This window comes from Ruegeria marisrubri, from assembly GCF_001507595.1.
Taxonomy (GTDB): domain Bacteria; phylum Pseudomonadota; class Alphaproteobacteria; order Rhodobacterales; family Rhodobacteraceae; genus Ruegeria; species Ruegeria marisrubri.
Window position 1 is genome coordinate 18,893 of record NZ_LQBQ01000035.1, and the last position, 23,274, is coordinate 42,166.

Sequence of the window (23,274 nt, forward strand, 5' to 3'; positions counted from 1 at the left end):
CCATGAAACTTCGCCTGCCTTTCCTGAAAAAGTCCCCTGTCGTGGCCGTGGTGCGTTTGTCCGGCACCATCGGTATGGTCGGACGTGCATCGCTGAACGACAACACCCTGGCGCCAGTTCTGGAAAAGGCGTTCCGCAAGGGCAAGCCCGCTGCCGTCGCGCTCGAGATCAACTCGCCGGGGGGCTCGCCGGTGCAAAGTTCGATGATCGGCGGACGGATTCGCCGGCTGGCGGATGAACTGGACGTGCCGGTTTACGCTTTCGTCGAGGATGTGGCGGCGTCGGGCGGTTACTGGCTCGCGGCGGCCGCGGACGAGATCTGGGCCGACGACAGCTCTGTTCTCGGCTCGATCGGCGTGATCTCGGCCTCATTCGGGGCGCATGTCTTTCTGGCGCGGCAAGGTCTCGAGCGGCGTGTTCACACGGCTGGCAAGTCCAAGTCGATGCTCGATCCCTTTTCCCCTGAAAAGGAAGAGGACGTGGAGCGTCTCAAGGTCATTCTCGGCGGCATCCACGAGAGCTTCATCAACCACGTCAAGGCGCGGCGCGGGGAAAAACTGGACACCAGCGCAGACCTGTTCACTGGCGAAATCTGGCTGGCGGGCAAGGCAAAGGAGCTGGGGCTGATCGACGGTATCGGCCACCTGAAACCCAAGATGCAGGAACGTTTCGGCGACAAGGTCAAGTTCCGCCGCTACGGGGTGCGCCGGCCGTTCTGGACGCGGTTCGGAGCGCAATTGGCCCAGGACGCGCTTGCAGGCATAGAGGAGCGCGCGGCCTACGCGCGTTTCGGGCTCTGACGTGATCATTAAGGCAGTCACATTTTTCCTGATCGGAATGGCAGTGTTGGCGATGTTCGGCAAGCTGCGCTTTCCGGGTCAGCGGCGGCTGGAGTCGGCGAAATGCCCGCGTTGCGGTCGTTTCAAGATCGGCAAGGGACCATGCCCCTGCGAGAAGGGGGGGCGCGGATGATGGCTTGGCTGCTTTCCGGTCTGGGGCTGATGATCCTGCTTTTGGCGGGGGACGCGTTGGTGCGTGGCGCGGTGAATCTCAGCCTGCGACTCGGGGTGCCGGCCCTGATCGTCAGCCTGACCATCGTGGCCTTCGGAACCTCGGCGCCGGAACTTCTGATATCCATCAAGGCGGTGCTTCAAGACTCCCCCGGCATCGCGCTGGGCAACGTCGTCGGATCGAACACGGCCAACATCCTTCTGGTTCTGGGCGTGCCCGCGATGCTGGCGACCCTTCACACCAGCGAATGCAGCTCGCGCCGCAACTATGTTTTCATGCTGATCGCCTCGGTGCTGTTCATCGCCTTGGCGTTTTGCGGGGTGTTCACGGCCGTCAGCGGGCTGATCCTGCTATCTGCTCTGGCGCTGGTGCTGCTGAATGCCTTCCGCCAGGCAAATGACCACCGCAAGGCCAACGGTTCGCCATGTGCGGGGGGCGATGATCTGGACATGTTGGACGCGCTGGAAGAGGCCGACCCCGACATGCCCTACTGGAAGATCGGCATCTATCTTGTCCTGGGCCTGGTCGGGCTGCCGATGGGAGCAAGCCTGCTGGTCGACAACGCCTCGATCATCGCACGGACCTACGGGGTGAGCGAGACGGTGATCGGCCTGACGCTGGTTGCCGTGGGCACGTCGCTGCCCGAATTGGCCACCACCGTCATGGCCGCCCTCAGACGGCAGGCCGACGTGGCGCTGGGCAATGTCATCGGGTCGAACATGTTCAACCTGCTGGCCATCATCGGCGTCGCCACGCTGTTCGGGCGGATCGAGGTCGCCCCCGAGTTTCTCGATTTCGACCTGTGGGTGATGCTGGCGGCTTCGCTGCTGCTGATTCCCTTCGTGTTCTTCAAGCAGGACATCAACCGCCTGTGGGGGGTTGCCTTGACCGTGCTCTACGGCATCTATGTGATTGTCGTGCTGACCTGACGCCTCTGCCCGAGGAGACCTGAATGACCCGAGCTCTCGTGACCGGTGCCGGTATCCGGCTGGGCCGCGCCATGGCCCTCTATCTTGCCGACCGCGGATATGACGTGGTGGTTCACTTCGCCACTTCGGAACAAGCCGCCCAGGAAACCGCCGAGGCCATCCGTGGCAAGGGGCGCAATGCGATCGCTTTGCAGGCGGATCTGCTGGATGAGGAGCAGACGCAGGGCCTGCTGGCCCGGGCGGCCGAGGCGCTGGGCGGGCCGATCACCTGCCTGATCAACAACGCCTCGATCTTTGAATACGACAACATCCGCACGGCGACGCGGCAGAGCTGGGACAGGCATATGGACAGCAACCTGCGCGCGCCCTTCGTGCTGACGCAGGCGATGGCCGGGCAGGGGCTGCGGCCGGACATGAACGAGAACGCAGAGCCGGTCGCCACCGGTCTGATCGTCAACATGGTGGACATGCGCGTACGCAAGCTGACGCCCGAGTTCATGTCCTACACGATCGCCAAGATGGGGCTCTGGACCCTGACCCGCACCAGCGCGCAGGCGCTTGCTCCGGCGATACGGGTCAATGCCATCGGGCCGGGCCCGACCTTGCAGGGATACCGCCAGAGCGAATCGCATTTCGCCGCGCAACGCGCGAGCACCATCCTCGAACGGGGCGCGGACCCGTCGGACATCACCGCTGCCCTGGGCTATTTCCTCGATGCGCATACCGTCACGGGGCAGATGCTGTGCGTGGATGGAGGCCAGCACCTGGGATGGCGTACACCTGATGTTCTGGGCGTAGAATAAGGATTTTCGGTGCAAGTTTTGCACCGCTCTCGTTTCCGTTACAGAAGCGTTACAAAAATGCCTTTTATTTCATGGGCTTGTCAGGTGTGCGAAAAATATGACGAAAAAACAATAGGTTGCAATAGTGCACATTTTTTGTGCAGATCAAGGAATGCCCAGCGAAACAAGGGAAATTCCGGGCGGTCAGAAAGTTATCGTCATAGTTATCCACAGAAGCCGTGGATTTGTTCCATCTTGATCTTGTCGCCGTAAGATTGCAGCCACCCGCAGGGAATCATATTTCAGGGCGATGACGCATCAAAGCAATTCCACGTCAGGCACCAGAGTGACGGGCTATGCCTGCATCCGACAGTATCTCAAGACGCTGGACGGCTCGCCGGGCGTTTACCGCATGCTCGATGCGGAAAGCCGTGTGCTTTATGTCGGAAAGGCGAGGAACCTCAGGGCGCGGGTGTCCAACTATACGCGGCCCGGCCATTCCGCGCGGATCGAACGGATGATCCGCGAAACCGCCTCGATGATGTTTCTGACCACCCGGACCGAAACCGAGGCGCTGCTGCTGGAACAGAACCTCATCAAGCAGCTCAAGCCCAAGTACAACGTCCTGCTGCGTGACGACAAAAGCTTTCCCAACATACTCGTCGCCAAGGATCACCCTTTTCCGCAGATCAAGAAACACCGCGGCGCCAAAAAGGAAAAGGGCGCCTATTTCGGCCCCTTCGCCAGCGCGGGCGCGGTCAATCGGACGCTGAACCAGCTGCAAAAGGCGTTTCTGCTACGCAACTGCTCGGATTCGATGTTCGACAGCCGTACCCGGCCCTGCCTGCTCTATCAGATCAAGCGCTGTTCGGGACCGTGCGTGGGCATGATTTCGCAGGCCGACTATGCCGAAAGTGTGCGCGACGCCGAGCGGTTCCTGTCCGGACGCTCGACCCGAATCCAGGAGGAGCTGGCCGCGCAGATGCAAGAGGCCTCGGACGCGATGGAGTTCGAGCGCGCCGCCGCCCTGCGTGACCGGATCCGCGCCCTGACGCAGGTGCAGACGGCGCAGGGCATCAACCCGCGCGGCGTGACCGAGGCGGATGTGATCGGCCTGCACATGGATAGCGGGCAGGCCTGCGTGCAGGTATTCTTCATCCGTGCCAACCAGAACTGGGGCAATCGCGACTTCTATCCGAGGGTCGGCCCCGACGTGTCCCCGGCCGAGGCGATGGAGGCCTTTCTGGGCCAGTTCTACGACAGCAAGGATCCTCCGCGCCAACTGATCCTCTCGGACGGGATCGAAAACGCGGACCTGATGCAGCAGGCCCTGTCGGAAAAGGCGGGCCGCAAGGTCGAGATCGTGGTGCCGCAGCGGGGCGAAAAGCTCGAGCTGGTCTCGGGCGCACTGCGCAACGCGCGCGAGGCGCTGGCCCGCCGCATGTCGGAAAGCGCGACACAGGCCAAGCTGCTGCGCGGCCTGGCCGAGGCCTTCGATCTGGACGCGCCGCCGCAAAGGATCGAGGTCTACGACAACTCGCACATCCAAGGCACCAACGCGGTGGGCGCGATGATCGTGGCCGGGCCCGAGGGGTTCATGAAGAACGCCTATCGCAAGTTCAACATCCGCGGCGACGACCTGACGCCGGGCGATGATTTCGGCATGATGAAAGAGGTGCTGACCCGCCGCTTCACCCGCCTGCTGAAAGAGGATCCCGACCGCGACAAGGGGCTTTGGCCCGACCTGCTGCTGATCGACGGAGGCGCGGGGCAGGTCAGCGCGGTGCATGAGATCATGCAGGCGCACGGGGTCGAGGATATCCCCATGGTCGGCGTCGCCAAGGGCGTCGATCGCGATCACGGCAAGGAAGAGTTCCACCGCATCGGCCAGCGCCCCTTTGCCCTCAAGCGCAACGACCCGGTGCTGTATTTCATTCAGCGCCTGCGGGATGAGGCGCACCGCTTTGCCATCGGCACCCACCGCGCCAAGCGGGCCAAGGCGGTGGGGGCAACGCCGCTCGATGAAATTCCCGGCGTGGGCGCGGCCCGCAAACGTGCCCTGCTGGCGCATTTCGGCAGCGCCAAGGCGGTCAGCCGCGCCAATCTGGCGGATCTGAAGGCGGTGGACGGAATCTCGGCCGGTCTGGCGCAGAAGGTCTATGATTTCTTTCACGACAAGGGCTGAGGGCGCTGGCGCCCGCGCCACAGGATGTAAAACCCTGAAGCGACGATGAGGGCGCAACCCAGCAGCATGGCCTGATCCGGGCGTTCGCCGAACATCAGCATCCCAAGGCCGACCCCGAACAACAGGCGGGTATAGCGAAACGGGGTCACAGCGGAAACCTCGCCGGTCCGCATGGCCTTCATCAGCGAGGAATAGGCCAGTGCCCCCATGACCACCGCCCCAGACAGGTGCAGGGCGCCGGTGCCGGTCAGCGGCGCCACAGGTGCGCCTTCCCAATATCGGAAGAGCAAACCGGCCGCGATGATGGCCAGGAAACCATGAAACCCCAGCGCCGCCGTTCCCAATGTCGCCGGCGCGGCGCGGCTGGCCAGATCGCGACCGGCAAAGCCCAGCATCCCCAGAACCGCAAGAATTGACAGGGCCGAGAAACTGTCGCCCGTGGGCCGGATTATGATCACCACACCGATCATGCCGACCACGATGGCGCCCCATCGCCGCCACCCGACGGTTTCACCAAAGAACACGGCGGCACCCGCAACGACCACCAGTGGTGTCGCCTGCAGAATGACCGTTGCAGAGGACAATGGCGTAAACGCGATGGCCAAAACGTAGAACAGCCGCCCGAAAACCTCGAACAGCACGCGGACTTTCATGGGGTTAGAGAACACGTCGCGGTGCAGCAGCGGAACACCCTGAAACAGGGCGGCGCAGCAGAAAACCACAGCGCCCCCGGCACCAAACAGAACCAGAACCTGCCAGATCGGCATCAGGCCCGACGCACTCTTCAACAAGGCATCTTCCAGGGCAAATCCGGCCATCGCCGCGACCATCCACGCGCTGCCGATCAGGCTGGAACGTGCATCTGTTCGAATGTGTGTCGTAAGCATGCGATCCGTTGCCCCGGTCTGGAACCCGGGCAGGCCGCCGGGAATCATCCCGCAAACTGAAGGCAATTCGCTCCGGTGCCAAGTTGAAACCGGGTCGGATTCCGCGATTGCCGAGATAGGTCCCGGAGCAGGCTGGCAGCTGTCGTCGGCCAGTTTTTTGCCGTCTCGTCTTTTCTGTCCGGAACCGGCGATGTAGGGTCCGCTTCATGAAGTGGAACCTGCCCAATATCCTGACCTTGCTGCGGCTTTTGGCGGCTCCGGGGTTGGCTATCATGTTTCTGTATTTCAACAGGCTCTACGCCGATTGGTTGGCGCTGCTGCTGTTCGTTTCGGCGGCGATCACAGATTGGTTCGACGGCTATCTTGCGCGCGCCTGGAAGCAGGAAACCAAGATGGGCGCGATGATGGACCCGATCGCCGACAAGGCGATGGTGGTGATCGCGCTGATGATATTGGTCGGCTATTCGGGCCAGCAGTGGACGCCGTGGCTGGTCTTGCCGGCGACCGTGATCCTGTTTCGAGAGGTCTTTGTGTCGGGATTGCGCGAATATCTGGGCGATACCGCCGGTACGCTCAAGGTGACCAAGCTGGCCAAGTGGAAGACGACGACACAGATGATCGCCATTGCGGTGCTGTTCTCTCAGGGCATCTTCGAGCATTATCTGGCGATGACGACGATGGGCATGGACCCCACGCTCATCGAGCAGATCATCAAGGGCCAGGTCGCGGATTCGCACGGCCTGCGCCTCAAGTTCGAGGCCACGATCTGGGCGGGGCGTGTCGGCTTGTGGCTTTTGTGGATCGCTGCGGGGCTGACATTGGTCACCGGTTTCGACTATCTACGCAAGGCCATGCCCCATCTGAAGGAGTCGTAAAGGATGGATGTGCTTTATTTTGCGTGGGTCCGTGAGCGGATCGGCCTGCCGAAAGAGCGGGTCGAAACCTCGGCTGCCACGGTCTCTGATCTTGTCGCGGAACTGCGCGCGCGCGAGCCGCGCTACGAGGCTGCCTTCGCTGACCTGTCGGCGCTGCGCGTCGCCTTGGATCAGGAACTTGCGGATTTCGACGCACCTCTGGCCGGGGTGCGGGAAGTTGCCTTTTTCCCGCCCATGACCGGGGGCTGAGCCCATGCGGATCGCCGTGCAGGAATCTTCGTTTGACTTGGGCGCCGAAGCGAATGCCTTTGCCGCCGGTGTCGCTGGTTGCGGTGCGGTCGTCACCTTCACCGGCATCGTGCGCGACGTGGCGCAGGGTGATCTGGACGTGATGGAGATCGAGCACTATCCGGGCATGACCGAAAAGGCGATTTCCAAGATCGCCGAAGAGGCAAAGAGCCGGTGGTCTCTGGGCGACGTTTTGGTGATTCACCGCTACGGGCGCCTCGCCCCCGGTGAGCAGATCATGATGGTCGCCACCGCGGCGCGCCACCGCAAGGACGCGTTCGAGGCAGCCGAATACCTGATGGATTACCTGAAATCCCGCGCCCCGTTCTGGAAAAAGGAATTCACCTCGGATGGCGCCGAATGGGTCGAATCCAAGGACGAGGACGAGGACGCGCTCAGGCGTTGGTAAGACGCGGCGGGCCGGATTGGCGCGAATTCCAGCGCCAATCCCCGTTCCGGTATCGGCTTCTGCTACTCGGTGCGATGCACCAATGCCCGCAGTTCTTCCGCCTCCTGCCGGGCGGCCCGCAGACCGTCCATCGCGGCGGCCAGTTCGGCTTCGGTCTGGGTCAGCTGCGCGGTCAGTTCCGCCTCGCGCTGTTGCATGTAGGTGATGGCCTGATCGCGGCTTTCCTCGGCTTCGTGAAGTTCCTGGCTCATCCGGTCCAGATCGGCCACATCGCTCTGGCGAACCCGCGAAAGGCGATGGGCGAGCCAGTTGGCGAACCAGCCCATGCAAAACGCGACGAACAGAATGACGGCGGTTGCGATGATGAATTCGGTTCTGTTCATTTCATTGATCCTCGGCGTCTGATTCCGGCGCGTTGCCTGTTTGGTTCGCTGCGCCGTCCTGCCCGGCCGCTGCATCCGTATTTTCCAGAGCTTCCAACCCGGTTTCCTCCGGCTCCACGGGCTCCGGCCGGATCAGGCGGAATTCGATGCGGCGGTTTTGTTCGCGCCCTTCCTCGGTGTCGTTGTCGGCGATTGGCTGGGTCTCTCCGTATCCGACGGCTGCGAAGCTCGAGGTCAGAACCCGGCGCGCGCGCAGTTCGTTCAGGATGGACTGGGCCCGCGACTGGCTGAGTTTCTGGTTCATCTCTTCGCGGCCCTGGCTGTCCGTGTGCCCCTGAATCTCAAGCCGGATCTGGCCGCATTCGCGCAGGATATCGGCAATCTGGTTGATCGCGTCCAAAGACCCCGCGGAAACGGTGGCCGAGCCGGGCTCGAAAGTGATCTTGTTGCGTTCCTGCACTTCCGCGATCCGTGCCTCGCATTCTTCGGGGGCGGGCTTGGAATCCACCGGTTTGGGCGGGGCTTCGTAGGTGACCAACAGCGTGAAATCCTTCGCATCGCCCAACCGCGCCGACAGCACCCGCGCGATTTCGGCCTTGGCGTCCTCGCGGTGGCTGGTCCCGCTCAGGATTACCGCATCCGGGGTGACCGTGGCGGCGCCGTTATGCAGATAGGACAGTGCTTCGAGGCTTGCCAGAACCCTGACCGGCCAATCCGCCGGCAAGTCCGGTGCGACCCGCGTCGCCATGTAGACGGCATCGGAACCGAAGGCCGCGCGGGCATAGCTGTCGGCCATTTCTCGGAGGGTTTCATCTCCGACGCGGCCGCGCATCTGCACCAAACCCTCGGGGCTGAGGGTGGCGGTGAACTCGGGTGTTCCGACCGCCTGGGCCATTTCGGGTTCCGGCAGAACCGCGTGCAATGCAAACACCTCGGGAAGGCTGTTTTCCAGTTCACCGACGACCCGGTCGAAAAGCGCGTGGTCGGTTCCCTGCCGCGCGACAAGAGTGATGTCCGCGTCCGAAATCGTGACCGATCCTTGCCCAAGTTCGGCCAGCGCGGCGATGCTCAACTCCGCGGCCCTGGCCCAATTGGGCGATGGAACGCCAAGTCCGATCGTGCATGTCACCGCGCCGGTCAGTCCGGCGCGTCGGGCGGCGGCGACGATGCGATCGCGGGCGGCTTCGTCCTGGGCTGAACAGGCGTCGAAGCGACTGCCGCTGTCGTCGATCAGGAAGCGCAGCGTGAACGGGGTGATGACCGGCCTGGGGGCCGAAATGGACAGGCCAATGCGCAGGCTGGGCGGGGCCGCGCGTGTCAATTCCTGCTCAAGCCGCGTCTTGTCCTCGGGGCTGTCGGCGATGGCCGTTATCTTGACCAGCCCGGCGCTGGCGGAAACCTTGGCCCTCGGCAGCTGCGACAGGGCCTGAACCGCGTAGGATATGGCAATGTCCCAACCCGACGGTGCCGGGTAATCGGCGGTCTCCATGAGATCGGCAACCCGTGCGCTTGGGTCGAGGCTCTTGAGGGACTGCACCAGTTCGTCGCGATCCGTGTTGGTGGGAATCAGGCCGATAATGGATATTCCGCTGTCGTTGCGCAGGATTTCCGCCGAAAACCGGGGCGGCTCCAGATCCGCGGTCGGCTCGACCTCCATTTCGTCGATGACCCGAGAGGCGTCGACTTCGGTCCCGGCGACCGTAATCGCACTGAAGCGGGTTGCCTCGTCGGGCGCCATGCCCGTCAGGACGACCCGCAGCCCGTCGGCCTCGACCTCTGCCCATTCGAAACCTTGCAGGCTCAGGGCGCGCCTCACGGCGCGTTCGGAACTGTCTTCGACAGAGGTGACGGCATAACCTGCTCCGAAGAGGCACAGAACGACCGCCAGAACAAAGGTTGCAACAACCGCGATTGGATAGGGAAGACGCATTGGTGGGCTTGTCTCAACTCAGCGTTTGGCCGGCAGTCTTACAGTCCTCCGGTCCGGGGTGCAATCAGGCCAGCAGGGCCGCGCAGAAGAAGACCAGCGGAATTAGGCCGGTGTCCCGGTTGGCGCGGAACAGCTGCAGAAGTTTTGCATTGTCCTCGATGTCCAGACCACGCAGTTGCCAGGCCATGTGCCAGCCCATTGCCCAAGGCCCGGCAATGCCCAGAGCCAGCGCCAGGAACGAAGCATCTGGCAGCGCGGCCTCGATCACGGCGATACCCATCAGCGAGACGGTGCCGACCAGGAAATACTTCAGCCATCGCGCCGTATCCGTGCCGAACAGCCGCGCAGTCGACTTCACCCCGATCAGGGCATCGTCCTCGGTATCCTGATGGGCATAGATCGTGTCATAGAACAGCGTCCATGAAATGCCGGCGGCATAGAGGAAAATGGCCGGCCATCCCAGCGAACCGCTATGCGCGGTCCAGGCCAGCAGCGCGCCCCAGTTGAAGGCGAGCCCCAGAAACACCTGCGGCCACCAGGTGAACCGCTTGGCAAAGGGGTAAATGGCGACTGGCAGCAGGGACAGCACGCCAAGCGCAATGGCGGCCCGGTTGAAGGTCAGCAGGATCGCCAGCGCCAGCAGGCATTGCAGCACCATCCACGCCACCGCCTGCTTGACCGTGACCTGCCCGGACGGGATCGGGCGTGACCGGGTGCGTTCGACCCTGCCGTCGAAATCGCGGTCGGTGATGTCGTTCCAGGTGCATCCCGCGCCGCGCATCAGGAAGGCGCCGATGGCGCAGCCAATTGCGATCCACAGATCCTGCCACCGCGGGTCACCGCCGTCGAGCATGGCCAGCGACAGCCCCCACCAGCAGGGAATCAGCAACAGCCAGGTGCCGATGGGCCTGTCCGCGCGCGAGAGGCGCAGATAGGGGCGGGCAAAGGCCGGGGCGCGGGTATCCACCCAGTTGCCGGTGACCGCGTCCGAGACCTGACCATCTGGTGTTGGGGCGTTGCCTTGCATATGTAGGCTCTCATGAATGCTAAGATCAGGCTGTATGTAGATCACCCTCTGGGGGTGGGGCAATCGGTTCCTTTGACGCGCGAGCAGGCGCATTACCTGTTCGGCGTGATGCGCTTGGCCGTGGGCGCCCCGGTGGCGCTGTTCAACGGGCGCGACGGCGAATGGCTGGCCGAGGTGTCCGAGGCGGGGAAAAGGGGCGGCTTGCTGACCTGCAAGGAACAGACGCGGCCCCTGCAGCTTCCCCCCGATCTCTGGTTGCTCTTTGCGCCCATAAAGAAGGCGCGCACCGATTTCATCGTCGAGAAGGCGGCCGAGATGGGCGCCGCGCGGATCATTCCCGTGCAGACCGATTTCACCAACTCCGAACGCATCCGGCAGGACCGCCTGCAAGCCCACGCCATCGAGGCGGCCGAGCAATGCGGCGGCACCTTCGTGCCCGAGGTCACCGAGCTGCAAAAGCTGGACCGGTTGCTTGCCGACTGGCCCGAGGGCCGGCAACTGATGTTCTGTGACGAGGCCGAGGCCGGTTCGGCGCTGCGCCTTGCGGCCGGTGAAAAAGGCAGGCCCTGGGCCATCCTGATCGGCCCCGAGGGCGGGTTTTCCGACCGTGAACGCGCGCGCCTGTCGGGCCTTCCCTTTGCACATGTGGTCAGCCTCGGGCCGCGCATCCTCAGGGCCGACACGGCGGCGGTGGCGGCGATGACCGTCTGGCAGCAGGCGCTGGGAGACTGGGCGTGACACCGCCGCCCCGCCTGCATGTCGTGACCGCCACGGCGCCCGACAAGGCGGTGATCCTGCGGCGGGGGCCAAGCGGGCAGGTCGCCAGTATACTGTGGGACCGCCAGACCAACGTTTTCCGGCTGGGTCAGTGGCTGCTCGGGCGCATCCACGAATACCGGACCGACCTGTCGCCTGATGGTCGGCACCTGGTCTATTTCGCCTGTCGCGGCGGGCGGTGCTGGACCGCCGTGTCCCGGGCGCCGTGGTTGCGGGCGCTTGCCTTTTGGCCGCAGGCCAGCAGCTGGCACGGCGGCGGTGCTTTCACCGACGAGGGCGCGCTGTGGCTGAACGGGGCCGAGGCGCCGCCGAACTTGCCTGACGGATTGCGGCCTGCGTCAACCGACGCCTACCTGCATTCCACCGATGGATTTTACATCGGCAACCTGTATGCCGCGAAGATGCAGCGGCGGGGTTGGGCGCATGTGGCCGGAGACCGCTACGAGGCCGAGTTGAAAAAGACCGCTGTCGGCGGTTGGGCGCTGCGGATGCGCCTTGCGATCGGTGAAAGGGACAGGTCCCTGATCTCGACCCGCTTCGCATTGGCGGCCGCAAACGGGGCGGAAACCATCGACCTGACCGATTGGGAATGGGCCGACACCCATGGCGATCATGTCCAGTGGACCGCAAGAGGCGGACTCTGGCAGGCGCGGCTCGGGGCGGATGGCTCTCTTGAAGATCGCGTGTTGCTGCACGATTTCTCTGACATGGAGTTCCAAGCCATCGAGGCCCCGTATCAGGGCGTTCAGGAAAGGCCGCAGCCATGAGTTTCATCCGCCCCGAAGTAAAGCTTGCCCTGTGGCGCTGGCGCGAAGTGCTGGTGGCCGCAGGTGTCGCGGTGTTGGGGGTCAGCTGGATCGGCGGGCCGGGTGGGCTGTTGGGCTGGATCGGCTGGGTGCTGGTTGTCGCGGCGCTAGCTCTGGCGATCATCGGGGTGCAACGCGCCCGTTTCCGCACCGGCGCGGGCGGACCGGGGGTGGTAAGCGTGGACGAGGGGCAGATCACCTATCTCGGGCCCTTGACCGGCGGTGTCGTGTCGGCGCGGGAAATCGAGCGTCTGGCGCTGGATCCGACGGCGCGGCCCGCGCACTGGATTCTCGAGCAGCCGGGGCAACCCACTCTGCACATCCCGGTGAACGCCGAAGGGGCCGAGGCCCTGTTCGACGTGTTCGCGTCCCTGCCGGGCATGCGGACCGAACGGATGCTGGCCGAACTGAACGGCGCCTCCGTTCACCCGGTCGTGATCTGGGAAAAGCACCCGATGCGTCCGCCGCAGGCCAGGCTGCATTGACACCGGGGCCGTTTCCGACCACGACTGCCCTCTACGACAAGACACATCAGGATCGGAGCACGGTTCATGTCCATTCCTCAGTCCGGCGGCGGGCCGATCGAGCGCCACGAACAACTGGCCGAATACCTGGCCGATGGCTGCAAGCCCAAGCAGGATTGGCGCATCGGAACCGAGCACGAGAAGTTCGGCTACTGCAAGGAAACGCTCAAGCCGTTGCCTTACGAGGGCGAGCGGTCGATCCTGGCGGTGCTCGAGGGGCTGCGCGATCTGCACGGCTGGGCACCTCTGGAAGAGGGCGGCAAGCTGATCGGCTTGGAAAAGGACGGGGCCAATGTCTCGCTCGAACCCGGTGGGCAGCTGGAACTGTCTGGCGCGCCGCTCGAGACGATTCACGAGACCTGTGACGAGGTGAACGCGCACCTGAAGGACGTGAAGGACATCGCCGACAAGATCGGCGTCGGTTTCATCGGTCTGGGCGCGGCGCCGATCTGGACGCATGAACAGATGCCCGTGATGCCCAAGGGGCGATACAAGCTGATGACCGACTACATGGATCGGGTCGGCACCATGGGCAAGACCATGATGTATCGCACCTGCACGGTGCAGGTGAATCTCGACTTCGCCTCCGAGGCGGACATGGTGCAGAAACTGCGCGTGGCGCTGGCATTGCAGCCGGTGGCGACCGCCCTGTTCGCGAACTCTCCGTTTTTCGAGGGCAAGCCGAATGGCCACAAGTCCTGGCGCTCGCGCGTGTGGCGCGATCTGGATCCCGCGCGCACCGGCATGTTGCCCTTCGTGTTCGAGGATGGCTTCGGCTTCGAGGCGTGGGTGGAATACGCGCTCGATGTGCCGATGTATTTCGTCTATCGCGACGGCAGATACATCGACGCGCTGGGCCAGAGTTTCCGTGACTTCCTCAAGGGTGAGCTGCCCGCGTTGCCGGGTGAGACCCCGACGCTGAGCGACTGGGCCGACCATCTTACCACGATCTTCCCCGAGGCTCGGATCAAGAAATTCATCGAGATGCGCGGTGCTGATGGTGGCCCGTGGCGGCGGCTGTGCGCATTGCCGGCCTTCTGGGTCGGCCTGACCTACGAACAAAGCGCGCTGGACGCGGCCTGGGACCTGGTCAAGGGCTGGGATGCCGAAACCCGCGAGGCGCTACGCGTCGCGGCCAGCAAGGATGGGCTGCAGGCCAAGGTTGCTGGTATCGACATGCACGAACTGGCGCGCGAGGCGGTGTCGGTCGCCGAAGCCGGCCTCAAGGCCCGCGCTCGGCCGGGGGCGGGCGGCATGGTGCCGGATGAGACGCATTTCCTGAACGCTCTCAAGGACAGTCTGCAAAGCGGCAAGGTGCCGGCCGATGAACTGCTCGAGCATTATTATGGCGACTGGAACGGGGATCTGACCCGCATTTACGCCGAATACAGCTATTGATTGCTGGAAAGGCCAATCAGAACGGGTCCGCCATTTGAACCGGCGGACCCGTTTGCGTTTCTGCCGTCTGGTTCAGAACCGAAAGGCCGCACGAACCTGAATCGTGGTGGCATCCACGTCCACGGTGGAGCCGTTGAAATTGTTGAACTCGTGATACAGGAGTTCACCGGCAACACTGACATCGCCGTTGACAACGTGTTCGTAGCCGCCGCCGATGAACCAGCCGTCATCGCTGCCCAAGGTGCTGACGCTGGCCTCGGCATAGCCGCCGACACCGTAAAGCAGGCCTTCGTTCACCTTGTATCCGGCCCGGACCCTGAGCCGCCAGATGTCGTCGATCGAGGCAGAACTGCCCAGAGAAACATCCGTCCAGTCATAATCGAAACCGCCACCTAGAACCCAGGTGCCGAAATCGTAGTCATAGCCAAGGTTCAGCCCGCCGATCCAGTCATCTCCGTCAATGCCCGAAAGGTTCGTATCCGCGCCGATATATCCCAGCTGCCCCCCCGCATAGAACCCGGTCCAGTCGTAGTTGGTCGGGGGCAGGGTTGACGCATACTGCGTCACGCTGCTTTCCGTCGCGGATTGTGCCCACGCCTGTCCTGAGGCCAGAATGGAAAGGGCAGAGAAAATCATCAGGTTCCGCGCCATCTCTTATCCTTTCATTGAAATCTCGGTGCACCGGGGAGGGCATCGAAGGTGTTGCCAGAATTCCCTTCGGCTGATGCCGCTTCTGACCGTCAAAAAACTTCTGAAATTCACACCATGCCCCTGCCCCCCAAAAAAAGGCAGACGCCGCTTCATGAATAAACTGAAATTCAAGTGCCGGAATGATACCGCCAAAAAGGCGGAACCTCAAATCACATCGTGCGGCGCAACAATCTTTCTACCAAGGGTCGCCGGTGTAGGCAGGCGCGGAACCGGGGTTTGGCCGTTCGTGACTACGAGCGTCCGATCCTGGGTTCCGTTCCGGCCCGGATCCGGGCGATGTTGGCGCGGTGCCTCCAGTAGATCATGACGGTCAGAATGACGCCCAGCAGGAAGGTGGTTCCGTATCCTAGAAAAACGGCCCAGATCGTTGAAGACGCCGCCGCCATCAGCGCGCCCATCGAGGAAATGCGCGTCACTGCTGCCGCCGCGAGCCAGGTCAGACAGCAGGCAATGCCGACAGGCCAGGCCAGTGCCAGCCACAAGCCCAGGAATGTGGCGACGCCTTTGCCGCCCCGGAACCGCAGCCAGACCGGGTAGCAATGCCCGACAAAGGCCGCCAGGGCCGCCAGTTGCGCGGCGTCCTCGCCCGCGAAGGCGCGCGCCAGCAGCACGGCCACTGCTCCTTTGCCCGCGTCGAACAGCAATGTCACGGCCGCCGCCGCCTTGTTGCCGGTGCGCAGCACATTGGTCGCGCCGATATTGCCCGACCCGATCTGCCGCAGGTTTCCCAGCCCCATGACCTTTGCCACGATCATCCCGTAGGGGACCGAGCCCAGACCATAGCCGATCAGGGCCCAAAGCAGCAGTTGGGCGGTCGAGGTATCAATGGGCGGCATCAGTCTCTCCGATAAACGTTCCGTCCGGCGACATAGGTGGCCAGCACCCTACCTTGCATGCGCTGGCCGTCAAACGGGGTGTTCTGCGACTTTGACTTCAGCGTGAACCGATCCAGCACGAAGGGCACGTCCGGGTCGAACAGGACCAGATCGGCGGGCGCGCCGGCCGACAGGCGCCCGCATTCCAGCCCAAGGCGGTTCGCCGGATTCAGGGACATGGCGCGGAACAGGGTCGGCAGGTCAAGCTGCTCGGAATGATACAGCCGCAGCGCCGCCGGCAGCAGCGTTTCCAGCGCCACCGCGCCCGAGGCCGCCTCTTCGAAGGGCAGGCGCTTGCTTTCCTCGTCCTGCGGCGTGTGCATCGAGCTGATGATGTCGATCAGCCCGGATCGCACAGCCTCGACCACCGCCAACCGGTCGTCCTCGGCACGCAGGGGCGGCTTGACCTTGAAGAAGGTCCGGTAATCGGCCACGTCGAACTCGTTCAGCGTCAGGTGGTGGATCGAAGTGCCCGCTGTGATGTCGAGCCCGTTGCGCTTGGCACGTTCCAATGCGGGCAGGGCGCGGGCCGTGGTGATCTGATCGGCGTGGTATTTCGCCCCGGTCATCTCCAGCAGAGCGATATCACGATCCAGCCCCATCCGCTCGGCCATGGGCGAGACGGTGGGCAGGCCGCGCAACGTGGCGAACTTGCCGCTGGTGGCGGCAGCGCCGTTGCTCAGCCCCGGTTCCTGCGGGTGGCCGATGACCAGCGCGCCGCACGAGCGCGCATAGGTCAGCGCGCGGGAGAACACCTTGGTGTTGGCGATGACACGGTCGCAGTCGGTAAAGGCGACGGCGCCGGCATCCATCAGGAACCCGATCTCGGTCATCTCGCGTCCCTCGCGCCCCTTGGTCAGCGCGGCCATGGGCAGAACGTGGACCGGCGTGTCGGCCTGCGCGCGGCGGGTGACGAATTCCAGTGTTTCGGGCGTGTCGATGGTGGGGTCCGTGTCGGGGCGGGTGACCATGGTGGTCACGCCCCCGGCGGCCGCGGCCAGACCGGCGGACTTGTAGCTTTCCTTGTGCCGCTCGCCCGGCTCGCAGACCTTGACGCCGATATCGACGATGCCCGGGGCGAGGCACTTGCCTCGGCAATCGACGACTTCCGCGTCAGCGCCATCGGGCACGCCTTGCCCAACTGTCGTGATGTGCCCGTCGGAGACTTTCAGCCAGCCCTGCGCGTCGGTGCCGGCTTCGGGGTCGATCAGGCGGGCATTGGTAAAGAGAATGTCGCTCATGGCAGCGCCCTTTCGATGGCGGTCTTGGTTGCGGCGGGATCGGCCTGGTACTTGATCAGGTGCTTGTCGCCGGCCTTGGTGACGATCTGAACGAAACTGCCCATGGTGTTGACGGCCTCGATCTGGTTCAGCGGCACGATGCGCGGCCCGGGGCCGGTCAGGGTGGTGGCAGTCATCTCCCACTTGGCCTCCAGTTCTTCCGAGGCCAGATACCAGGCCCGTACGACAACCGCGGCCAATCCGGCCGGGGCGCCGGTCCAGGCATAGGGGTTGCCGATCAGCCACAGCACGGCCATTGCGCCGGCCATCGCGCCGGCGGCCAACCAGGTGTTGGTGCGGATATAGGCCCCTTTGTCAGGCGTAAAGGTCACAGTATCAGCCACAGGATGCCTCCCACGATCAAAACCAGTATCAGGGCCAAGAAAATTGAACCAATTCGTCTCGCCTTGTCGTCCTGGAAAACGCGACCGGGCGGGGCAGAATAGGGGCGTGCGCTTTGCGTCTCGATCGGCGCGCCGCGCCAGTTCGTCGCCTCTTCGGTATAAAGGCCCACCAATGTCAGACGCGGGTCCGGTTGTAGCTCCTCCGCGCGGTCTTGAAAGGCCTTGCTGCGCAGCACCATGACCCAGCCCTTGATCCGGTCCAGAGTCGCCCGGTCCAGCTGATCCGCCGAGATGCCGCAACCCTCGGACAGGTAGCCATAGAGGCCCAACTCCTCCAGATCCGAGACGGGAAAGACGTCGATCTGCGTGTGATCGAGGCTGTCGACCCCGAGCATCTGCTCGGCCGCGCCGGGTTCGCGCAGGAAACGCGCCTCTTCGGGGCGCATGTCCAGCGTGAACAGGCGCAGGACGCCACGTTCGCCCGGTGCGACGCTCAACTCACTCATGCCGCGCCACGCAGGTTGCGGGCCAACAGTTCCATCGCCGCCATGCGCACGGCCACGCCCATCTCGACCTGGTCCTGGATGACCGAGCGGTTGATGTCGTCGGCCAGCGTGCCGTCGATTTCCACCCCGCGGTTCATCGGGCCGGGATGCATCACGATTGCATCGGGCTTGGCCAGTGCCAGTTTCTCGGAATCCAGACCATAGCGGTGGTAGTATTCGCGTTCCGACGGGATGAAACCGCCATCCATGCGCTCTTTCTGAAGCCGCAGCATCATCACCACGTCCACGTCCTTTAGGCCCTCGTGCATGTCGTCATGGACCTCGGCGCCGAACTCGGCGAAATGCGCGGGCACCAGCGTCGGCGGGCCGATCAGGCGGATTCGGTTTTCCATCTTGCCCAGCAGGATCAGGTTAGACCGCGCCACGCGGCTGTGCGCGATGTCGCCGCAGATGGCCACGTTCAGCCGGTGCAGCCGCCCTTTGGCGCGGCGGATGGTCAGCGCGTCCAGCAATGCCTGCGTGGGGTGTTCGTGCCGCCCGTCGCCTGCGTTCAGGACGGCGCAGTTCACCTTCTGCGCCAGCAGGTCCACCGCGCCCGAATGCGGATGGCGCACCACCAGCAGATCGGGATGCATGGCGTTCAGCGTCATCGCCGTGTCGATCAGGGTTTCGCCCTTTTTGATCGAACTGGCCTGCATCGCCATGTTCATCACATCCGCGCCCAGCCGCTTGCCCGCCAACTCGAAACTGGCCTGCGTGCGGGTGGAGGCCTCGAAGAACATGTTGATCTGGGTCAGCCCCGCCAGCACGTCGGCGCGTTTGGCCGGCTGGCGGTTCAGTTCGACGTATGTCTCGGCCAGGTCCAGAATGGCGGTGATGTCGCTGGGGGACAGGTGCTCGATGCCGAGAAGGTGACGATGGGCAAAACTCATGGGCCGGGCTCCTGTCTGACAGTCGGGCCGCTTATAGGAAGGACAGGGCGGCGGGGCAACATGATCCGGGGTCGCGGAAGGGCGCGATCAGGGTGTTTTCTCGCAGATGCCGTCATCGGAGCATTCGTGGCCCGGATCACAGGGCTGCCCGTCGCCGCAGCCCGTCGCCTCCAGATCCTCGCATCCCCCGTTGTCGAGGCAACGCTGCCCGGGTCTGCACCATTTGCCATAGCCGCAATCGACCGCCTTGACGGGGACGCATCCCTGATGTTCCGAACATTTGAAGCCGGGGCGGCACTGCGAGCCGGTTTCGGGGCAGAGGAACCATCCGGGCCGCGTGCAGCCTCCGTCCGGCAGGCAGGTGGACCCGGCAGGGCAGACGCGGCCGCCGACACATTTCGTGGGCGGGCGTATCTCGGCCCGGCCATCTCCTTCCCGGACGCATTCACCGGTTCTGGTGCAGGTCATTCCCGGCGGGCATGTCAGGCCCGAGGTGCATTTGCCGGGTCCGGCCGGCGCGCAACGGGTGCCGCCGGCGACACATTCCTCGAACGGCCCGCAAGAACGCCCGCCCCCGCAATAGGTGCCGCCCGGCGGAATGCAGTAGCCGTCCCAGCTGCATCGCTGAGAGGGCGAGCAGCAATTGAACTGGCCACAGCGGATCTGGCCCGGGCGGCATTCGGAACGCCCGCCCTCGGCAGCCGCGAACGTGCCCGTCAGAACGAGCAGGATCGTGGAAAGGAAGAATCGGACCAAACTATGCATGAATGTCGCCATGGTCGGGTGCAGCGAAGACGCAGGCAAGGGCATTTCTCTTTCCCTTGCCGCCAAGGCAGTTAGATTGGGAGGCATGGAATCGGCAATCGACCATGAAACCGCCCGCGCATTGCTGGAATGGCAGATCGAACTGGGCGCGACGGAAGCCATCGGGGACACTCCGGTGGACCGGTATGCCCTGCCCGATACCGCCCCCAAGGCGAAAAAGCCCGAGGTCGCGCAGAGGGCCCCCGCCAAGCCCAAGGAAGTCGATCCTGTCGAATTGGCGCGAAAAGCGGCAGCTGCCGCCAATTCGCTCGACGAGTTGCGCGCGGCGTTGCAGGAGTTTGAACATTGCGAACTCAAACGCGGTGCGCGCAACCTGGTCTTTGCCGACGGAACGCCGGGCGCGCGTGTCATGATCATCGGCGAAGCCCCGGGCCGCGATGAAGACCGCGAAGGGTTGCCCTTTGTCGGGCGCGCCGGTCAGTTGCTGGATCGCATGCTGGCGGCCATTGATCTGAACCGCCGCGAAAACGTCTACATCACGAACGTTCTGCCGTGGCGCCCACCGCAGAACCGCGACCCAAAGCCCGAGGAAATCGGCATGATGAAGCCCTTCCTCGAGCGTCACGTCGCGTTGGCAAAGCCCGAGATCCTCGTGCTCATGGGCAATATCAGTTGTCAGGCCGTGCTGGGCAAACGGGGCATAACCCGCCTGCACGGGCGATGGGATCAGGCGATGAACCTGCCGGTGATCCCGATGTTCCACCCGGCCTATCTGCTGCGCCAGCCGCACATGAAACGGCAGGCCTGGGCGGACCTGCTGGAACTCAAGGCGCGTCTGGGAGGATTGCAATGAAAGTGCTGGCCTTTTCCGATCTTCACATGGCGCGGGCCCGCGCCGCGGATCTGGTTCAGGCCAGCAGCGAGGCCGATCTCGTGATCGGCGCCGGCGACTATTGCAACATGCGTCAGGGTCTGCCCGAGGCGATGTCCATGCTGTCAGGCATTTCCGCGCCTCTGGTCCTGGTGCCCGGCAATGCCGAAAGCGCCGAGGAACTGGCCGCAGCCGTGCCCGAAGGTGTCCATGTCCTGCATGGCAGCGGGATGACGGTGGATGGTGTGCGCCTGTTCGGGCTGGGCTACGGGGTGCCGGTGACACCGTTCGGCGACTGGTCCTGCGACATGACCGAAGCCGAGGCAACCGAGATGCTGGATCGCTGCGACCGGGCGGACATTCTGATCGTTCATTCTCCGCCCAAGGGCACCGGCGACGTGACCTCGCAAGGGGTTTCGGTGGGGTCGATCGCGGTGCGGGACGCGATCGAGCGGATCCAGCCGAAACTGGCGTTTTGCGGCCATATTCACGACAGCTGGGGGTTTCGCGGCGCCATCGGGAAAACGGCGGTCGCCAACCTCGGTCCCACCGTGAACTGGTTCGAGATTACCGCATGATCCAAAAAGCAGCGTTGCCGGGACGGCCGGAGGAGCGATTTGCTCAACGCCGTCAACTCGGCTCTCAATGATGGAAAGGCCCTGAAAATCCATGTCGCGCATCGACGAAAACAAGGAATTCATCCCGGTTCGCATCGCCGTTCTGACCGTATCCGACACGCGGTCAATGGAAGAGGACCGATCGGGGCAGACCCTGGTAGACCGCATCGAACGCGCGGGGCATCACCTCGCCGACCGCAGGATCGTGCGCGACGAACGCGCCGACATCGCGGCGCAGCTGCGCGAATGGGTGGCCGATCCCGAGATTGACGTGGTGATCTCCACCGGCGGCACCGGATTGACCGGCCGGGACGTTACCGTCGAGGCGCACAGGGATGTCTACGAGAAGGAAATCGAGGCGTTCGGAACCGTTTTCACGATCGTTTCGATGGAGAAGATCGGCACCTCCGCCGTGCAGTCCCGGGCAACCGGCGGGGTTGCGGGAGGAACCTACCTGTTCGCGCTGCCCGGCAGCCCCGGCGCCTGCAAGGACGCATGGGACGGAATACTGGAAAAACAGCTCGACTACCGTCACCGCCCCTGCAACTTTGTCGAGATAATGCCTCGATTGGACGAACACCTGCGACGGAAGTAGACTGTTTCCGCGTATCATAGCTTGTAACCGCTTTGTGGCTTGGCATTTTTCATTGCCCAGCTACGTTCAGCGGGGAGTGTTCCGATGTGACCGGAGTGACCTGACAGATGCGATTCTTGCGGCAGAGCCTGATCGGGGTGTTTCTGGCGTCTTTGACGCTGGCGTTGCTGATCTATGCCGCACAGATGATCGTGGGTGCGGTGCAAGAGTTCATGGCGCGGGACAGCCAGCCCGTGCAGGGGCGGGAAAGAGTGTTCACCGTCAATGTCCGGACCGCCGAGCTGGAAACGGTTACCCCTTATCTGGAAGTCTTTGGCGAGGTGCAGAGCCGCCGCAGGCTGGAATTGCGCGCGGCTGTCGGTGGGCGGGTGATCGCCCTTTCCGAAAATTTCGAGGAAGGCGGACGGGTCAGCGCCGGGGAAGTTCTGGTCGAACTGGATCCGGCGGATGCCCTCTCGGAACTGGATAGCGCAAAGTCCGACCTGCTGGACGCTCAGGTCGAACAACGTGATGCCGAACGGTCGCTGCTGCTGGCCAGGGATGAACTAAAGGCGGCAGAGGCTCAGGCCCAGTTGCGCGAGCGGGCGTTGAAGCGCCAGCAGGATCTGGCCGAACGTGGGTTCGGCTCCGAGGCGAGCGTCGAAACCGCGGAACTGGCTGCGGCCTCGGCGCGGCAAGCGGTTCTGGCCCGGCGCATCGCCGTGGCGCAGGCCGAATCCCGGGTCGATCAGGCCGCCACGCGATTGGCGCGTGCCCGCATCGCCCTTGAAACGGCTGAGCGTGATCTCGAGGATCTGACCATTCGTGCCCGGTTCGACGGCACGCTCAGCGGCGTGACGCTCGTCGAGGGCCGGCTTGTTGCCGCCAACGAGAAACTGGCCGAATTGGTGGATCCGCGGGCATTGGAAGTGGCCTTTCGTGTCTCAACAGCGCAATATGTCCGGCTGCTGGACGAAGAGGGGCGCCTGATCCCGGCACCGGTCAGGGTTTCGCTCGAGGTCACGGGGGCCGACGTGAGCGCGACAGGTGTAATCAGCCGGGACAGCGGCACCGCGGGCGAAGGGCAGTCGGGGCGCCTGATTTTCGCCCGGTTGAATGATGCGCCCGGTTTCAAGCCCGGCGATTTTGTCACGGTGTCAGTCACGGAACAGCCGTTGGAGAACGTGGTGCGGCTACCGTCCTCGGCTCTGGATGCTTCGGGAACGGTTCTGGTGCTGGGGCAGGATGAACGTCTTGAAATGCTGCCGGTAGAGCTGGTGCGGCGTCAGGGCAACGAGGTTCTGCTGCGCGGAGACGGGCTGGCGGGGCGCGAAGTGGTGATTGGCCGGACGCCCTTGTTGGGAACGGGGGTGCGGGTGCGGCCCCTGCGAACCGAAGCTCGGGCCGATCTGGCGCAAGAGATGATCGAGTTGACCGAAGAGCGCCGCTCGACCCTGGTTTCGGTCGTCGAGACCAGCGAGCGCCTGTCGGACGAGGCCAAGGCCAAGGCGTTGCGCCTGCTTGCCGAAACCAGGGTTCCGGCTCGGTTGGTCCGGCAACTTGAAAGCCGGACCGGGGGCTGAGACAG

Annotated in this window: 26 protein-coding genes; 15 read left to right on the forward strand and 11 right to left on the reverse strand. The window is 63.9% G+C overall.

The genetic code is table 11. The features are described from left to right. Positions 1 to 2: 2 nt before the first annotated feature. From AVO45_RS14295 to uvrC, 4 genes are all read left to right on the forward strand, one after another. Entirely contained in the window at positions 3 to 800 is a 798-nt protein-coding gene (locus tag AVO45_RS14295) for a S49 family peptidase (RefSeq protein WP_068348137.1), read from the forward strand. Between the two features lie 168 nt (positions 801 to 968). Continuing rightward, positions 969 to 1,940 (forward strand): calcium/sodium antiporter, encoded by a 972-nt coding sequence (locus AVO45_RS14300; RefSeq protein ID WP_068348139.1) that lies wholly within the window; start codon positions 969 to 971, stop codon positions 1,938 to 1,940. A gap of 23 nt (positions 1,941 to 1,963) precedes the next feature. Continuing rightward, the gene (locus tag AVO45_RS14305) at positions 1,964 to 2,743 is read left to right on the forward strand and encodes an SDR family oxidoreductase (RefSeq protein WP_068348141.1); all 780 of its coding nucleotides are present in this window, start codon (positions 1,964 to 1,966) and stop codon (positions 2,741 to 2,743) included. Positions 2,744 to 3,032: 289 nt separating this feature from the next. Then, the gene (uvrC, locus tag AVO45_RS14310; protein ID WP_068348143.1) at positions 3,033 to 4,907 is read left to right on the forward strand and encodes an excinuclease ABC subunit UvrC; all 1,875 of its coding nucleotides are present in this window, start codon (positions 3,033 to 3,035) and stop codon (positions 4,905 to 4,907) included. Here the strand turns inward: uvrC and AVO45_RS14315 are convergent. Then, positions 4,892 to 5,794, reverse strand: coding sequence for a DMT family transporter (locus tag AVO45_RS14315; RefSeq protein WP_068348684.1), 903 nt, complete (start codon positions 5,792 to 5,794; stop codon positions 4,892 to 4,894). The two genes, uvrC and AVO45_RS14315, sit on opposite strands and share 16 nt — an antisense overlap. A 206-nt stretch (positions 5,795 to 6,000) precedes the next feature. Between AVO45_RS14315 and pgsA the strand changes: the two genes are divergently transcribed. From pgsA to AVO45_RS14330, 3 genes are read left to right on the forward strand one after another with little or no spacing between them, the layout of a single operon-like run. Further along, the gene (gene pgsA, locus AVO45_RS14320) at positions 6,001 to 6,669 is read left to right on the forward strand and encodes a CDP-diacylglycerol--glycerol-3-phosphate 3-phosphatidyltransferase (RefSeq protein WP_068348145.1); all 669 of its coding nucleotides are present in this window, start codon (positions 6,001 to 6,003) and stop codon (positions 6,667 to 6,669) included. A gap of 3 nt (positions 6,670 to 6,672) precedes the next feature. Continuing rightward, entirely contained in the window at positions 6,673 to 6,918 is a 246-nt protein-coding gene (gene moaD / locus AVO45_RS14325; protein WP_068348147.1) for a molybdopterin converting factor subunit 1, read from the forward strand. 4 nt (positions 6,919 to 6,922) lie between these two features. Further along, positions 6,923 to 7,366, forward strand: a complete 444-nt coding sequence (locus tag AVO45_RS14330; protein ID WP_068348149.1) for a molybdenum cofactor biosynthesis protein MoaE — start codon at positions 6,923 to 6,925, stop codon at positions 7,364 to 7,366. Between the two features lie 62 nt (positions 7,367 to 7,428). Here AVO45_RS14330 and AVO45_RS14335 read toward each other — a convergent pair whose 3' ends face one another. The 3 genes from AVO45_RS14335 to ubiA all read right to left on the reverse strand — a co-directional run bounded on the left by AVO45_RS14335 (position 7,429) and on the right by ubiA (position 10,706). Beyond that, positions 7,429 to 7,749 (reverse strand): hypothetical protein, encoded by a 321-nt coding sequence (locus AVO45_RS14335; protein WP_068348150.1) that lies wholly within the window; start codon positions 7,747 to 7,749, stop codon positions 7,429 to 7,431. Between the two features lies 1 nt (position 7,750). Next, positions 7,751 to 9,679 (reverse strand): OmpA family protein, encoded by a 1,929-nt coding sequence (locus tag AVO45_RS14340; protein ID WP_068348152.1) that lies wholly within the window; start codon positions 9,677 to 9,679, stop codon positions 7,751 to 7,753. Between the two features lie 64 nt (positions 9,680 to 9,743). Next, positions 9,744 to 10,706, reverse strand: a complete 963-nt coding sequence (gene ubiA / locus AVO45_RS14345) for a 4-hydroxybenzoate octaprenyltransferase (RefSeq protein ID WP_068348154.1) — start codon at positions 10,704 to 10,706, stop codon at positions 9,744 to 9,746. A gap of 12 nt (positions 10,707 to 10,718) precedes the next feature. Between ubiA and AVO45_RS14350 the strand changes: the two genes are divergently transcribed. From AVO45_RS14350 to AVO45_RS14365, 4 genes are all read left to right on the forward strand, one after another. Then, complete coding sequence (locus tag AVO45_RS14350) at positions 10,719 to 11,444, forward strand: 16S rRNA (uracil(1498)-N(3))-methyltransferase (RefSeq protein WP_068348156.1); 726 nt, start codon at positions 10,719 to 10,721, stop codon at positions 11,442 to 11,444. Next, entirely contained in the window at positions 11,441 to 12,250 is an 810-nt protein-coding gene (locus AVO45_RS14355; protein WP_068348158.1) for a hypothetical protein, read from the forward strand. The genes AVO45_RS14350 and AVO45_RS14355 overlap by 4 nt, the downstream gene beginning before the upstream one ends. Continuing rightward, positions 12,247 to 12,774: a hypothetical protein gene (locus tag AVO45_RS14360; RefSeq protein ID WP_068348160.1), complete on the forward strand. Its 528-nt coding sequence runs from the start codon at positions 12,247 to 12,249 to the stop codon at positions 12,772 to 12,774. Before AVO45_RS14355 ends, AVO45_RS14360 begins: the two co-directional genes overlap by 4 nt. Before the next feature lie 66 nt (positions 12,775 to 12,840). Then, positions 12,841 to 14,211 (forward strand): glutamate--cysteine ligase, encoded by a 1,371-nt coding sequence (locus tag AVO45_RS14365; protein ID WP_068348162.1) that lies wholly within the window; start codon positions 12,841 to 12,843, stop codon positions 14,209 to 14,211. 72 nt (positions 14,212 to 14,283) lie between these two features. Here the strand turns inward: AVO45_RS14365 and AVO45_RS14370 are convergent, their stop codons facing one another. The 7 genes from AVO45_RS14370 to AVO45_RS14400 form a co-directional block, all read right to left on the reverse strand. Further along, positions 14,284 to 14,847 carry an outer membrane protein gene (locus AVO45_RS14370; protein WP_240482148.1) on the reverse strand — a complete coding sequence of 188 codons (564 nt, stop codon included), beginning with the start codon at positions 14,845 to 14,847 and terminating at the stop codon, positions 14,284 to 14,286. A gap of 305 nt (positions 14,848 to 15,152) precedes the next feature. Beyond that, on the reverse strand, positions 15,153 to 15,758 hold the full coding sequence (gene plsY, locus AVO45_RS14375; protein WP_068348166.1) for a glycerol-3-phosphate 1-O-acyltransferase PlsY: 606 nt from the start codon (positions 15,756 to 15,758) through the stop codon (positions 15,153 to 15,155). Further along, positions 15,758 to 17,038: a dihydroorotase gene (pyrC, locus tag AVO45_RS14380; protein WP_068348169.1), complete on the reverse strand. Its 1,281-nt coding sequence runs from the start codon at positions 17,036 to 17,038 to the stop codon at positions 15,758 to 15,760. Before pyrC ends, plsY begins: the two co-directional genes overlap by 1 nt. Next, complete coding sequence (locus tag AVO45_RS14385) at positions 17,035 to 17,421, reverse strand: hypothetical protein (protein WP_240482149.1); 387 nt, start codon at positions 17,419 to 17,421, stop codon at positions 17,035 to 17,037. The genes pyrC and AVO45_RS14385 overlap by 4 nt, the downstream gene beginning before the upstream one ends. After that, the gene (locus tag AVO45_RS14390; RefSeq protein ID WP_068348173.1) at positions 17,406 to 17,927 is read right to left on the reverse strand and encodes a hypothetical protein; all 522 of its coding nucleotides are present in this window, start codon (positions 17,925 to 17,927) and stop codon (positions 17,406 to 17,408) included. Before AVO45_RS14390 ends, AVO45_RS14385 begins: the two co-directional genes overlap by 16 nt. Next, positions 17,924 to 18,859: an aspartate carbamoyltransferase catalytic subunit gene (locus tag AVO45_RS14395; RefSeq protein ID WP_068348175.1), complete on the reverse strand. Its 936-nt coding sequence runs from the start codon at positions 18,857 to 18,859 to the stop codon at positions 17,924 to 17,926. Before AVO45_RS14395 ends, AVO45_RS14390 begins: the two co-directional genes overlap by 4 nt. An 87-nt stretch (positions 18,860 to 18,946) precedes the next feature. Further along, positions 18,947 to 19,624: a scavenger receptor class F, member 2 gene (locus AVO45_RS14400; protein ID WP_205627898.1), complete on the reverse strand. Its 678-nt coding sequence runs from the start codon at positions 19,622 to 19,624 to the stop codon at positions 18,947 to 18,949. A gap of 85 nt (positions 19,625 to 19,709) precedes the next feature. Here AVO45_RS14400 and AVO45_RS14405 point away from each other — a divergent pair, with 85 nt between their 5' ends. From AVO45_RS14405 to AVO45_RS14420, 4 genes are all read left to right on the forward strand, one after another. Beyond that, positions 19,710 to 20,477, forward strand: a complete 768-nt coding sequence (locus AVO45_RS14405; protein WP_068348177.1) for a uracil-DNA glycosylase — start codon at positions 19,710 to 19,712, stop codon at positions 20,475 to 20,477. Next, on the forward strand, positions 20,474 to 21,073 hold the full coding sequence (locus AVO45_RS14410) for a metallophosphoesterase family protein (protein WP_068348179.1): 600 nt from the start codon (positions 20,474 to 20,476) through the stop codon (positions 21,071 to 21,073). The genes AVO45_RS14405 and AVO45_RS14410 overlap by 4 nt, the downstream gene beginning before the upstream one ends. 91 nt (positions 21,074 to 21,164) lie before the next feature. Next, a complete protein-coding gene (gene moaB, locus AVO45_RS14415) occupies positions 21,165 to 21,707 on the forward strand; it encodes a molybdenum cofactor biosynthesis protein B (protein ID WP_068348180.1) in 543 nt (180 codons plus the stop codon). Between the two features lie 107 nt (positions 21,708 to 21,814). Next, positions 21,815 to 23,269, forward strand: a complete 1,455-nt coding sequence (locus AVO45_RS14420; protein WP_068348182.1) for an efflux RND transporter periplasmic adaptor subunit — start codon at positions 21,815 to 21,817, stop codon at positions 23,267 to 23,269. The last annotated feature ends 5 nt before the right edge of the window (positions 23,270 to 23,274 follow it).

Bases quoted from the DNA above. Each gene is read 5' to 3' on its own strand.
- AVO45_RS14295 (WP_068348137.1), top strand. From the start codon at position 3: ATGAAACTTCGCCTGCCTTTCCTGAAAAAGTCCCCTGTCGTGGCCGTG.
- AVO45_RS14300 (WP_068348139.1), top strand. From the start codon at position 969: ATGATGGCTTGGCTGCTTTCCGGTCTGGGGCTGATGATCCTGCTTTTG.
- AVO45_RS14305 (WP_068348141.1), top strand. From the start codon at position 1,964: ATGACCCGAGCTCTCGTGACCGGTGCCGGTATCCGGCTGGGCCGCGCC.
- uvrC (WP_068348143.1), top strand. From the start codon at position 3,033: ATGACGCATCAAAGCAATTCCACGTCAGGCACCAGAGTGACGGGCTAT.
- AVO45_RS14315 (WP_068348684.1), bottom strand. From the start codon at position 5,794: ATGCTTACGACACACATTCGAACAGATGCACGTTCCAGCCTGATCGGC.
- pgsA (WP_068348145.1), top strand. From the start codon at position 6,001: ATGAAGTGGAACCTGCCCAATATCCTGACCTTGCTGCGGCTTTTGGCG.
- moaD (WP_068348147.1), top strand. From the start codon at position 6,673: ATGGATGTGCTTTATTTTGCGTGGGTCCGTGAGCGGATCGGCCTGCCG.
- AVO45_RS14330 (WP_068348149.1), top strand. From the start codon at position 6,923: ATGCGGATCGCCGTGCAGGAATCTTCGTTTGACTTGGGCGCCGAAGCG.
- AVO45_RS14335 (WP_068348150.1), bottom strand. From the start codon at position 7,749: ATGAACAGAACCGAATTCATCATCGCAACCGCCGTCATTCTGTTCGTC.
- AVO45_RS14340 (WP_068348152.1), bottom strand. From the start codon at position 9,679: ATGCGTCTTCCCTATCCAATCGCGGTTGTTGCAACCTTTGTTCTGGCG.
- ubiA (WP_068348154.1), bottom strand. From the start codon at position 10,706: ATGCAAGGCAACGCCCCAACACCAGATGGTCAGGTCTCGGACGCGGTC.
- AVO45_RS14350 (WP_068348156.1), top strand. From the start codon at position 10,719: ATGAATGCTAAGATCAGGCTGTATGTAGATCACCCTCTGGGGGTGGGG.
- AVO45_RS14360 (WP_068348160.1), top strand. From the start codon at position 12,247: ATGAGTTTCATCCGCCCCGAAGTAAAGCTTGCCCTGTGGCGCTGGCGC.
- AVO45_RS14365 (WP_068348162.1), top strand. From the start codon at position 12,841: ATGTCCATTCCTCAGTCCGGCGGCGGGCCGATCGAGCGCCACGAACAA.
- AVO45_RS14370 (WP_240482148.1), bottom strand. From the start codon at position 14,847: ATGATTTTCTCTGCCCTTTCCATTCTGGCCTCAGGACAGGCGTGGGCA.
- plsY (WP_068348166.1), bottom strand. From the start codon at position 15,758: ATGCCGCCCATTGATACCTCGACCGCCCAACTGCTGCTTTGGGCCCTG.
- pyrC (WP_068348169.1), bottom strand. From the start codon at position 17,038: ATGAGCGACATTCTCTTTACCAATGCCCGCCTGATCGACCCCGAAGCC.
- AVO45_RS14390 (WP_068348173.1), bottom strand. From the start codon at position 17,927: ATGAGTGAGTTGAGCGTCGCACCGGGCGAACGTGGCGTCCTGCGCCTG.
- AVO45_RS14395 (WP_068348175.1), bottom strand. From the start codon at position 18,859: ATGAGTTTTGCCCATCGTCACCTTCTCGGCATCGAGCACCTGTCCCCC.
- AVO45_RS14400 (WP_205627898.1), bottom strand. From the start codon at position 19,624: ATGCATAGTTTGGTCCGATTCTTCCTTTCCACGATCCTGCTCGTTCTG.
- AVO45_RS14405 (WP_068348177.1), top strand. From the start codon at position 19,710: ATGGAATCGGCAATCGACCATGAAACCGCCCGCGCATTGCTGGAATGG.
- AVO45_RS14410 (WP_068348179.1), top strand. From the start codon at position 20,474: ATGAAAGTGCTGGCCTTTTCCGATCTTCACATGGCGCGGGCCCGCGCC.
- moaB (WP_068348180.1), top strand. From the start codon at position 21,165: ATGTCGCGCATCGACGAAAACAAGGAATTCATCCCGGTTCGCATCGCC.
- AVO45_RS14420 (WP_068348182.1), top strand. From the start codon at position 21,815: ATGCGATTCTTGCGGCAGAGCCTGATCGGGGTGTTTCTGGCGTCTTTG.